The organism is Cellulomonas sp. B6, from assembly GCF_001462455.1.
Taxonomy (GTDB): domain Bacteria; phylum Actinomycetota; class Actinomycetes; order Actinomycetales; family Cellulomonadaceae; genus Cellulomonas.
Map to the genome: position 1 here is coordinate 20,317 of NZ_LNTD01000110.1, position 7,410 is coordinate 27,726.

Consider the following 7,410-nt stretch of genomic DNA (forward strand, 5'->3'; position numbering starts at 1 on the left):
ACGTCGTGCGACGTGGTGTGAACGATCACACGACGTCGTCGGCGGTGCGCCCGCCCGAGGAGCACGCCATGTCCCTCCCTCGCCCCGCCCGCCCCCGACGCGCGCTCGGCGCGCTGCTCGCGCTCGTCACGGCGGTGTCCGCCGGCGTGCTCGCGACCGTCGCGGCGACCCCCGCGTCGGCCGCGACCCCGGACACCGGCGCGACGTACGTGCTGGTCAACCGCGGCAGCGGCAAGGCCCTCGACGTGTACGGGTTCGCGACGAACGACGGCGCGCGGCTCACGCAGTGGACCCGCTCGGGCGGCACCAACCAGCAGTGGCGGTTCGTCGACGCGGGCGGTGGCTGGTACCGCGTCGTGTCGCAGCACTCGGGCAAGGTCCTCGACGTGACCGGTGCCTCCACGGCCGACGGCGCCCGCGTCGTGCAGTGGTCCGACAACGGGGGAGCGCACCAGCAGTGGCGCCTGCAGGACGTCGCGGGCGGGTACGTCACGCTCGTCAACCGGAGCTCGGGCAAGGCGCTCGAGGTGCAGAACGCCTCGACCGCCGACGACGCCGAGATCGTGCAGTACACGAGCTGGGGCGGTGCCAACCAGCAGTGGCAGCTCGTGCGCGCCGACGGCGGGACCACCCCCACGCCGACCCCGACGCCCACCCCGACGACGCCGCCGGCCGGCGGGTCGTTCACCAACCCCGCGGTGTGGCAGGACTTCGCGGACGGCGACATCATCCGCGTCGGCGACGCGTACTACTACTCGGCGTCGACCATGCACTACTCGCCGGGTGCCCCGATCCTGCGCTCCTACGACCTCGTGAGCTGGGAGTTCGCGGGCCACTCGGTGCCGCGCCTCGACTTCGACGACCAGCGCTACGACCTCGTCGGCGGGCACCGCTACGTCAAGGGCATCTGGGCCTCGACCCTCGGCTACCGGGCCAGCAACCAGACGTACTACTGGTACGGCTGCACCGAGTTCAACCGCACGTACGTCTACACCGCGTCCGTGGTGGACGGCACGTGGACCAAGAAGGCCCGCATGAACCAGTGCTACTACGACGCCGGGCTGCTGGTCGACACCGACGACACCATGTACGTCGCGTACGGCAACGGCACCATCAGCGTCGCGCAGCTCAACGCCGACGGCACGCAGCAGGTGCGCGCGCAGCAGGTGTACCAGACGCCCTCGAACGTCGGGACCCTCGAGGGTGCGCGGTTCTACAAGAAGGACGGCTACTACTACATCTGGCTCACGCGGCCCGCCAACGGCCAGTACGTGCTGCGCTCGACCTCGCCGTGGGGTCCCTACGAGCAGCGGCAGGTGCTGCTCGACCTGCCCGGACCGATCGCCGGCGGGGGCGTCCCGCACCAGGGCGGGATCGTGCAGACCCAGAACGGCGACTGGTGGTACATGGCGTTCACCGACGCCTACCCCGGCGGACGCATGCCGACCCTCGCGCCGATCACCTGGAGCAACGGCTGGCCGTCGGTCCAGACCGTCAACGGCCGCTGGGGTGCGACGTACCCCCGCCCGAACATCACCACGACCCGCACCGTCAAGCCCCTCACCGGCACCGACACGTTCGCCGGCACGCGGCTCGGGCCGCAGTGGGAGTGGAACCACAACCCCGACACGTCGCGGTTCACGGTGTCCGACGGGCTCACGCTGCGCACGGCGAGCGTCACACGCGACCTGTACGCCGCGCGCAACACGCTGACGCACCGGGTCCAGGGCCCGTCGTCGACCGCGACCGTCGAGCTCGACGTCGCGGGCATGGCGAACGGCGACCGCACGGGCCTGGCGATGCTGCGGCAGTCCTCGGCGTGGATCGGCGTGGTCCGGGGCTCCGACGGGGCGCGCCGGGTCGTCATGACCGACGGCCTGACGATGGACTCGTCCTGGAACACCACGGGCACGGGCACCGAGCGGGCCTCGGCCGCGCTGCCGGGCACACGGGTGTGGTTGCGGGTCACCGCCGACATCCGGCCCGGCTCGGGCCGGCAGGCGACGTTCTCGTGGAGCACCGACGGTCGCACGTTCACGCCGCTGGGCCCCGCATTCACGCTCAACGCCGACTGGCAGTTCTTCATGGGCTACCGGTTCGGCGTCTTCAACCACGCGACGCAGGCACTCGGCGGCGCCGTCACCGTACGGCGGTTCGACCTCACGACGCCCTGACCCCTCGACCCGGCCGGTGCCGGCGGCGTGCGCCGCCGGTCCGGTCCGGCGCGCCCGCACGCGGCGCGTCACCCCCGGCGCGCCCGCGCGTCGACCCACCCACCCAGAGGAGATCCGGTGAGCACGACACCACGCACCACGGGCCGGCGCAGGGCGGCGGCACTGCTGACCGCCGGCGTCGCCGCGGCCCTCACGCTGACGCTGTCGGCGCCCGCGGTCGCGGCCGGCAGCACGCTGCACGCCGCGGCCTCCGAGAAGGGCCGCTACTTCGGGACCGCGGTCGCGGCCGGTCGCATGAACGACTCCACCTACATGGGGATCGTCGACCGTGAGTTCGGCATGATCACGGCCGAGAACGAGATGAAGATGGACGCCACGGAGCCGAACCGGGGGCAGTTCAGCTACACCAACGGCGACCGCATCGTGAACTACGCGCTCGGCAAGGGCAAGAAGGTGCGCGGGCACACGCTCGCGTGGCACGCGCAGCAGCCCGGCTGGATGCAGAGCATGGAGGGCAGCGGCCTGCGCCAGGCGATGCTCAACCACGTGACGCAGGTCGCGACGCACTACAAGGGCAAGATCTACGCCTGGGACGTCGTGAACGAGGCGTTCGCCGACGACGGTCGCGGCTCGCGGCGCGACTCGAACCTGCAGCGCACCGGCAACGACTGGATCGAGGCCGCGTTCCGCGCCGCCCGCGCCGCCGACCCCGGCGCCAAGCTCTGCTACAACGACTACGGCACCGACTCGATCAACCCGAAGTCGACGGGCGTCTACACCATGGTCCGCGACTTCAAGGCGCGTGGCGTCCCGATCGACTGCGTCGGCTTCCAGTCGCACTTCGGCACGACGATCCCCAGCGACTACCGCGCCAACCTGCAGCGGTTCGCCGACCTGGGCGTGGACGTGCAGATCACGGAGCTCGACATCGAGCAGGGCTCCAACCAGGCTAACGCCTACCGCCAGGTCGTCGAGGCGTGCCTCGCCGTGAGCCGCTGCACCGGCATCACCGTGTGGGGCGTGCGGGACACCGACTCGTGGCGCACGGGCAAGAACCCGCTGCTGTTCGACGGCAACGGCAACAAGAAGGCCGCGTACACCTCGACGCTCAACGCGCTCAACGCGGGAAGCAGCAACGGCGGCGGGAACAACGGCGGCTCGACGTCGATCGACACCAGCGCCTGGTACGTGCTCGTCAACCGCAACAGCGGCAAGGCGCTCGACGTGTACAACCTGTCGACCGCGGACGGCGCCGACATCGTGCAGTGGTCGCGCAACGACGGCAACCAGCAGCAGTGGCAGTTCGTCGCGTCCGGCAACGGCGGGTACCGGCTGAAGTCGCGGCTGTCGAACAAGGTGCTCGACGTGTACAACTTCTCGACCGCGAACGGCGGCGAGATCGTGCAGTGGCCCGACGTCAACGGCACCAACCAGCAGTGGAACGTGACGATCGCGAACGGCTACGCGACGCTGCAGAACCGGAACTCGGGCAAGGTGCTCGAGGTGCAGGGCGCGTCGACCGCCGACGGCGCGAACGTCGTGCAGTACGACGGCTGGAACGGCGCCAACCAGCAGTGGCAGCTGGTGCGCGTGGGCTGACGTCGAGAGACGGCCGCCCCCGCACCGGGTCGACGGTGCGGGGGCGGCCCCGCGTCCGGGGGCACGCGCCGTCGGGCCCCGGCGCCCGCGCGGACCCGCGTCAGCGGCTCGTCGCGGCGTCCCACGCGAACGACGCGAGCCAGTGCGTCGCCACGAAGTCGTCGTTCGCGAGCGAGGTCAGGCCCGCGGCGAGCAGCCGGTCGCCCGCGTCGCGCAGCGCGGGGTCGTCGAGCGCGCGGGCGAGGCGGAACAGCGCCCCGGCGCGCGAGAGGTTGAGGCCGTCGAGATGCACGGCGTGCCCGTCGGTCGGGTCGACCACGCGCGCGGGCGCGGTGAGGTCGTCCGGCCGGGGCAGGAACGCGCCGAACCACGGGGCGAGCTCGGCGGGCGGCAGCACGCGGGCCATGAGGTCGGCCTCGGCGAGGCCGGGGGACAGGAAGTCGTGCCCGCTGCGCTCCCACGCCGCGGGCCAGTCGCGGTCGGCGCCGTACAGGCGGCGCGCGTGCGTGCGCAGCGCGTCGGCGGCGGCGTCGTGCCCGAGGTCGTCGGCCGCCGTGAGCAGCAGCGCGAGCCCGAACGCGGTGTTCGAGTGCACGCCGTGCCGCACCGGGTGCTCGGTGCGCGCGACCCACGGCACCACGAGGTCGAGCACCGTGCGGGCCAGCGGGGCGGTCGCCTCGGCCCACGCGGCCGCGGCGGGGTCGCCGGCCGCGGCGGACGCCGCGCACGACGCCGCGAGCCGCGCGGCCCACGCCCAGCCGTACGGCCGTTCGAACGCGGGGTGCGCGCGCAGGTACGCGACCTCGCCCGCGACCCGCTCCGGGGTGAGGTTCGCCGACAGCAGCGCACGCAGCGCGTCGTCCTCGTGGCCCGCCGCGAGCACCTCGACGCCCAGCCAGTGCATGTGGACGCACGAGTGCCAGTCGAACGACGTGTGGAACGCGGGGTACAGCTCGGCGGGCGTGCGCACGTCGTCGGGCGACCCCGCGATGTGCACGAGGTGGTACGGCCACGGGGTCGTGAGGTTCGCGCGGACGACGGCGGCGTAGCGGTCGGGCGGGGGCGGGGCGAGGTGCGTCACGCCCCCACCCTCTCGCGGCGTCAGCGCCGCCGGTGCGCGCGCCACGCGCGCCACGCGCCGGTCGACCACAGCGCCCACACCACGAGCAGGCCCTGGAACGGCAGCCGTGCGAGCCGCTTGGCGTCGGTGTCGAGCCCGAAGCCGTCCTTGCCCTCGAGGTACTGCGCGACGTTGCCCGGGAAGATCGCGACGAAGAACGCCGCCGCGGCCGCGCCGACCCACGGCCGGTAGCGGCGCGGCGCCACGACCAGGGCCGTGCCGAGCGCGATCTCGACGACCCCCGACCCGACGACCACGGCGTCGGTGCCCACCGGCACCCACGCGGGGACCTGCGCCTGGAACTCCTCGCGCGCGAACGTCAGGTGGCTCGTGCCCGCGAACGCGAGGAAGCCGCCGAGCACCACGCGCCCGATCGTGCGGGCGACGCGGCCCGCCGTGCGGTCGCCGTCGTGGGTCGCCATGCGCGTCCTGCCTCGGGGTCGGCTCGGTCCGACCGGACGACCGGGCCGGTCCCAGGCTACGGCGGCGGTCGCGGCGCGGCAGGTCGTGCGCGCGCCGACGCCCGCGGTGCGCCCGGGTGGGGGCGGCGCCGCGGGCGTCGGGACCGCGTCAGAGGGTCGGCAGCCAGACGCGCATCGTCGACGGCCCGCGCTCGGCCCACGCGTGGTACGGCACGAGCGGCACGAGCCGCGGCGCGTCGGGCCCGGGCGCGGGGGCGTCCCCGAAGGGCCACGTCACGTCGGGCAGCGGGCGCGTCGCGACGGGGACGAGCACCGCGCCGTCGCGCTCGACGGGTGCGGCGTCGGTCGTGACGACGGCCGCGGCCACGTCCTGCCCGAGGTCGGTGGACTCGAGCGCGAGGACCAGCGGCCCGCGCTCGACCGCGACCTGCCCGCGCACCGCGTCGACGCGCGGGTCCGCGAACGTCCAGCGGGCGCGCACCGGCAGGTCGAGCACGACCTCCTGCCCGGCGGCCGGCCCGGGGACCGCGACGTACCCGGGCGCCGCCGGCTGCGACGTGCCGTCGGCGAGCGTGACGCTCGCGCCCTGCGCCCACGCGGGGACGCGCAGCGTGAGCGTCCAGCCGCCCGCGGGCGCCTCGACCGCGCGGACCGTCACGCGACCGTCGTGCGGGTAGGCGGTCGTCACCTCGAGGGCCACCGTGCGGCCCGCCGTCAGCTCGGTGCGCACCGTCGCCGGCGCGTACTGGTGCAGCTGCACGCCGTCGTCGTCGACCGTCGCGACGTACGTGCCGAGCGTCGCGACCGTGCGCGTGACGTTGGTCGGGCAGCACGACACCGCGAAGAACGGCGCGCGCAGGCTCGACGCCGCGCGCGGGCTCACCTCGTCCGGCGCGACCTCACGGCCGGGCACGCGCTGGTGCAGCGTGTTCGTGTAGTAGAACGCCCGGCCGTCCTGCGCGGGCGACGTCGCGACGACGTTGTAGAGCGTGCGCTCGACCGCGTCGGCGTGCCGCGCGTCGCCGTCCTGCAGCAGCAGGCGGTGGTTCGTCATGACCGACGCGATGCCCGCGCACGTCTCCGAGTACGACCGGTCCGGCGGCAGCTCGAAGTCGGCGCCGAACGACTCGCCCTCGTGGTGCGCACCCATGCCGCCGGTCAGGTAGGTGCGCCGCGCGAGCGTCGTGAGCACCTGCCCGGTGACGGCCGCGAGCAGCTCGTCGTCGCCGTCCTCGACCGCGAGGTCCGCGGCGCCCGACGCGAGGTACAGGGCCCGCACGGCGTGCCCGTCGAGCACGGTGGCTTCGCGCACCGGCACGTCGTCCTGGAAGTACTGCGGGCCGAAGTCGATCTCGCCGAGCACGCCGTGCCCGCGCCGCTCGACGAACAGCCGTGCCTGGTCGAGGTACCGACGCTCACCGGTCACGCGGTACAGCTCGACCAGCGCGACCTCGATCTCGGGGTGGCCGCACACTCCCTGCTGCGGGCCGTCGGGGCCGAACTCGCGGCACACCAGGTCGGCCGCGCGGATCGCGACGCGCACGATCTCGTCGTCGCCGAACGTGCGGGCCCGGGCCACGCCCGCCTGCACGAGGTGCCCGATGCAGTACAGCTCGTGGCCCCACTCGAGGTCCGACCAGCGCGGACGCTGCCCCGGCCGGCCGAACATGGTCGAGACGTAGCCGTCGGGCTCCTGCGCCGCGGCCACGCGCGCCGCGATCGCCCGCAGCCGCCGGTCGAGGTCGGCGTCGCCCGTGCGTCCGACCTCCCAGGCCATCGCCTCGAGCAGCTTGTACGTCTCGGAGTCGGAGAACTCGCGCCCCTGACGGTCGAGCGGCAGCCGTCCCTCGACGGCCGCGTCGAAGTTGCCCGTCCAGCCCAGCCGCTCGAGCCAGCCCTCGACGTGCGTGATCATCGTGCGCGCGTTGAGCGCCTGCAGGTCGCCCCAGAAGCCGCCGGTGATGACGACCTCGTCGAGGCCGAGCGGGCGCCAGCGGGCGCGGGACGGGACGGCCGGGCGGCCGTGCTGGTGGGTGCCGACGCGCAGGTCGACGGTCTCGGACGAGGGCATGACGAGCTCCGGGGGTGGTTCGGT

At 74.0% G+C, this 7,410-nt stretch carries 5 protein-coding genes; 2 read left to right on the top strand and 3 right to left on the bottom strand.

The features are described 5' to 3' along the window. Positions 1-68 precede the first annotated feature (68 nt). Entirely contained in the window at positions 69-2,174 is a 2,106-nt protein-coding gene (locus tag ATM99_RS10755; RefSeq protein ID WP_062102922.1) for an RICIN domain-containing protein, read from the top strand. Between the two features lie 117 nt (positions 2,175-2,291). After that, positions 2,292-3,773, top strand: coding sequence for an endo-1,4-beta-xylanase (locus tag ATM99_RS10760; protein ID WP_062102915.1), 1,482 nt, complete (start codon positions 2,292-2,294; stop codon positions 3,771-3,773). A gap of 100 nt (positions 3,774-3,873) precedes the next feature. On the opposite strand, the gene ATM99_RS10765 is transcribed toward ATM99_RS10760, so the two are convergent. From ATM99_RS10765 to ATM99_RS10775, 3 genes are all read right to left on the bottom strand, one after another. Then, positions 3,874-4,854, bottom strand: a complete 981-nt coding sequence (locus ATM99_RS10765) for a DUF2891 family protein (protein ID WP_082659602.1) — start codon at positions 4,852-4,854, stop codon at positions 3,874-3,876. A 20-nt stretch (positions 4,855-4,874) separates the two neighbouring features. Then, on the bottom strand, positions 4,875-5,315 hold the full coding sequence (locus tag ATM99_RS10770) for a hypothetical protein (RefSeq protein ID WP_062102917.1): 441 nt from the start codon (positions 5,313-5,315) through the stop codon (positions 4,875-4,877). Between the two features lie 148 nt (positions 5,316-5,463). Further along, positions 5,464-7,386, bottom strand: coding sequence for a glycoside hydrolase family 127 protein (locus tag ATM99_RS10775; protein ID WP_062102918.1), 1,923 nt, complete (start codon positions 7,384-7,386; stop codon positions 5,464-5,466). Between the last annotated feature and the right edge of the window lie 24 nt (positions 7,387-7,410).